This window comes from Psychrobacter sp. HII-4 (assembly GCF_904846595.1).
Taxonomy (GTDB): domain Bacteria; phylum Pseudomonadota; class Gammaproteobacteria; order Pseudomonadales; family Moraxellaceae; genus Psychrobacter; species Psychrobacter celer.
This window is the reverse complement of the sequence record NZ_CAJHBJ010000075.1, coordinates 1-3,146: the sequence shown is the minus strand read 5'-3', so window position 1 is coordinate 3,146 and position 3,146 is coordinate 1. Positions and strand designations below refer to the sequence as shown.

Below are 3,146 nucleotides of genomic sequence, written 5' to 3'. Positions count from 1 at the left end.
AGGCTGTCTGTGCAGCGATGCGCAAGCTTGTGCATATCTGTTTCGGTGTGATTAAACATCAGCAGTCTTACCAAGCAAAAGTTGAGCTAATTAGTGCTTGATTTGGCTTTTTTAAGATGGTATCTCTTAAACATGGTCCGATTTAATTATGCCACTACAAACATAATCATAAAGCGACTCAAAGCAGACGTCCAGTGTTGACTCGGCATCGACCACCTCGAAGATGCCTGCTGAGTGGCTAAATACACCACTTTAAATGCAGCTTGATCAGAGGGGAATACTTTACGCTTATTCACCGCTGTCCGAATACAGCTATATTTTTTTGATTTCTACAATATCACTTGATTCAATGAGTGATTGGATATTACCAAATAAACTTTGAATATAATCAGTGGCCATATGGATATCTAAATCCTCCCTGCTACGCCATTCTTCTAAGAAGAAATATCTACTCGAGTCATTTTCGCTAATATAAAGCTCATATTTCAAGCATCCTTCTTCTTGAAGCGTAGGCTCTATTACACTTTTTAAAAGCGCTTCTAACGTCTCTTTTTGATCTGATTTTGCCTTAAAGTTCGCAATTATTGAAATAGTCATTATTTCACCTTGAATTTGTTTTAGAAATTTTCTAGTACAGTTTTGCCTTTTGACTTACCTGATTCAAGCAACTTATGCGCCTTCTCCAAGTTTGCAGTGTTAATTTTGCCTAGATTTTGGTTAAGCGTACTTCTAATTTTTTGCTGGTCAACTAATTGGGCAACCTGTTGCAACAGATCACCTTGCTTTTCAATATCATCGGTTTCATACATTGAGCGGGTGAACATCAACTCCCAATGGATAGAAATAGATTTAGTCTTAAACGGCATAATATCAAATGTTTGTGGATCATCGATCAATCCAAGCTTGCCTTGTGGTGCAATCAGAGAAACTATTTGCTTGGTATATGTTTCTGTATGATTTGTAGAGAATACGTATTTTGGTTTTTCAATACCTAGTGCTTCGATTTGTTCGTTTAAATCTTTGCTATGGTCAATGACATGGTCGGCACCAAGTGATTCCACCCAAGATTTCGTTTCTTCACGTGAAGCTGTTGCTATAACGGTCAGATTTGTTTTTGCTTTTAGGAGTTGGATAGCGATTGATCCTACACCGCCTGCACCACCAATAATTAAAATACTGCCAACTTCTGTTTCTGAAATTTGAAACCGATCAAACAGCATTTCCCATGCCGTTATTGCAGTTAATGGCAATGCTGCTGCTTCTGCATTAGATACTGTAATTGGTTTAAGACTGATAATTCGTTCATCGACTGCTTGAAACTCAGCATTACTACCATCTCGGGTTAAATCGCCAGCATACCAAACAGAATCTCCTACTTTAAACGAGGTAACTTTTGAACCAATTTCAATAATTTCCCCAACGGCATCCCAACCTAAAATACGATTATTTGCTTCAGACGAATTTTTTCTCACTTTGGTATCAACTGGATTCACAGAGATTGTCTGAACTTTTACCAGTACATCACGCTCTTTAAGCGTAGGCTTCGCTTTTTCAATATCTACCAATGAATTTTTAAAATCATCATGGTTGTTTATAACATACGATACGGCTTTCATAGATTTGTCCTCAGCTTTAAAAAAATAGAGTAAAAATGGGAGCGAAGTGCTCCCATTTTATATTATTCAATCATTAAAACTCTTGGCTCGTTGGGCGCAAAACAATTTCATTAATATCTACATCCGCAGGCTGTTCAATTGCATAAGCAATTGCTCGAGCGACTGAGTCAGATGGTATGGCTTGTTTGTAGAAATCAGTAACAAACTCTGAACTTTCTTTATGAGAAGAACCGAATTTTAGTTCTGACTCAATTGCACCAGGCTCAATAGTCGTCGTTCTAATTGTTTCTCCAACTTCATGACGAAGGCCTTCAGAGATGGCTCTTACAGCAAACTTAGTACCGCTATAAACAGTACCTCCTGGACTAAATACTTTTACCCCTGCAACAGATGAGAGATTAATAAAGTGTCCAAAGTTTTGTTTTTGGAAAACAGGTAGGGCAGCTGCTATTCCATAAAGAACACCTTTAATATTAATGTCGATCATACGATCCCATTCATCAACTTTTAGCTCACTTAATGGTGCAATAGACATTAATCCAGCATTGTTTACCAATACATCGATTTGACCAAATGCGCTTAATGCCTTTTCAATAAGTGCTTGCACTTCATTTGGCTTGGTTACATCCACACCAATAAATTCAGCTTGACCACCTTCAGCACGAATGTCTTGAACAATAGCCTCTAATTTTTCAGTACGTCTAGCACCAATGACAACCTTTGCACCTTTTTTAGCAAGTAAGCGAGCAGTAGCTTCACCTAAACCACTACTTGCACCAGTGATAACAATAACTTTATTTTCTATATTATTCATACAAGTAACCTTCAACCTATCTATCAATCATATTGGAGTGTTAAGTATTACAGCCTTGTGGAAACACCCCCAAATTTAAAACACCAAATAAATAGAACTAAGCTGCCATATTAAGTTTCTGAATTGGCGTAAAGCCACCATTACCCATATTGGGTCTTTCGTTATTATAGTGATACAGCCAAGCTTCAGCCTGGTGCCGCACTTGATCTAAACTATCAAACAGTTCTTGATTCAGCCAATCATAACGCACTGTCCTATTAAATCGTTCAACATAAGCGTTTTGCTGAGGATTGCCAGGCTCAATGTATTCGATAACGATACCTTGCTTAGTTGCCCAATCTTTTAAATCATTGCTGATATATTCAGGGCCATTATCACACCTGATTTAATTAGGCTTACCTCGGTACTCTATAAGCTGGTTTAAACTGCGTATCACTTTTTGAGCCGGTAGTGAGAAATCAATCTCTATGGTTAATGCTTCACGGTTATGATCATCAATGACGTTAAAGAGCCTAATGGCACGACCATCAGTTAAGGCATCGTGCATAAAGTCCATGCTCCAGCTTTGATTGATGCAAGTGGGCACAGCAAGCTTTTGCGGTTTGTCTCGCTTAATACGGCGTTTAGGCTTTATTCTAAGGTTTAATTCAAGCTCACGGTAAATGCGATAAACACGTTTATGGTTATAAGGCAGTCCCAGTACATTTCTTAGGTAT

Annotated in this window: 3 protein-coding genes and 1 pseudogene; all 4 read right to left on the bottom strand. The window is 38.1% G+C overall.

Annotated elements, in window-relative coordinates:
- Window positions 1-312: 312 nt before the first annotated feature.
- Window positions 313-597, bottom strand: coding sequence for a putative quinol monooxygenase (locus JMX98_RS13610; protein WP_075107531.1), 285 nt, complete (start codon window positions 595-597; stop codon window positions 313-315).
- Between the two features lie 20 nt (window positions 598-617).
- Window positions 618-1,616, bottom strand: coding sequence for a zinc-binding alcohol dehydrogenase family protein (locus tag JMX98_RS13605; protein ID WP_201587350.1), 999 nt, complete (start codon window positions 1,614-1,616; stop codon window positions 618-620).
- Between the two features lie 73 nt (window positions 1,617-1,689).
- Window positions 1,690-2,430 (bottom strand): SDR family oxidoreductase, encoded by a 741-nt coding sequence (locus JMX98_RS13600; protein WP_201587349.1) that lies wholly within the window; start codon window positions 2,428-2,430, stop codon window positions 1,690-1,692.
- 97 nt (window positions 2,431-2,527) lie between these two features.
- Window positions 2,528-3,146: pseudogene (locus tag JMX98_RS13595) on the bottom strand (IS3 family transposase); the annotation flags it as partial.

Excerpts from the sequence above, each read along its gene's own strand:
- JMX98_RS13610 (WP_075107531.1), bottom strand. The coding sequence starts at position 597 with ATGACTATTTCAATAATTGCGAACTTTAAGGCAAAATCAGATCAAAAA.
- JMX98_RS13605 (WP_201587350.1), bottom strand. The coding sequence starts at position 1,616 with ATGAAAGCCGTATCGTATGTTATAAACAACCATGATGATTTTAAAAAT.
- JMX98_RS13600 (WP_201587349.1), bottom strand. The coding sequence starts at position 2,430 with ATGAATAATATAGAAAATAAAGTTATTGTTATCACTGGTGCAAGTAGT.